Origin of the sequence: Poseidonocella sp. HB161398 (assembly GCF_005870025.1) — a bacterium.
In the GTDB taxonomy this organism is placed as follows: domain Bacteria; phylum Pseudomonadota; class Alphaproteobacteria; order Rhodobacterales; family Rhodobacteraceae; genus Mangrovicoccus.
Genome location: NZ_VATA01000288.1, coordinates 1 through 579, shown reverse-complemented (window position 1 = coordinate 579; position 579 = coordinate 1). Strand labels below are relative to the sequence as shown.

Genomic DNA, 579 nt, shown 5'->3' with positions numbered 1-579 from the left:
GTCGTGGCGTTCCACGGGGTGAGCCAACGACGGGCGTGCAAGGCTTTGGCGGTGGACCGGTCGAGCGTGCGCTATCGCAGCGTGCGACCGGATGATGCTGAGGTGAGGGCCGCGATGAAGGCTGTCGCAGCCGAGCGGCGACGGTTTGGCTACCCGCTGGCCGGCAGGCGATTGCATGCAATCACCGAGAGGCGGCGCATCCATGTGATGCTGGAGCGGCAGGGCATCATGATGAACCTGAAGAAGCTCAGGCGGCTCTATCGCGAGGAGAAGCTGCAGGTGCGCCGCAGGGGTGGCCGAAAGCGGGCCCTAGGGACGCGCAGGCCTATGCTGGTGCCAGATGCCCCCAACCTGCGTTGGAGCTTGGACTTCGTGAGCGACGCGCTGACAGATGGCCGTCGCTTCCGGGTTCTGGCCGTGGTCGACGACTACAGCCGGGAATGCCTGGCGCTGGTGGCGGACACCTCGCTCTCCGGTCTGCGCGTCGTGCGCGAACTCGATGCGCTGATCACACAACGCGGCCGACCGGCGATGGTGGTCTCGGACAACGGGACGGAACTGACCTCGATGGCTGTCCTC

1 protein-coding gene is annotated in these 579 nt (G+C 66.5%); it reads left to right on the top strand.

Annotated elements, in window-relative coordinates:
• A partial coding sequence (locus FGX59_RS37290; protein ID WP_240722889.1) for a DDE-type integrase/transposase/recombinase occupies nucleotides 1-579 on the top strand: 579 nt, incomplete at both ends.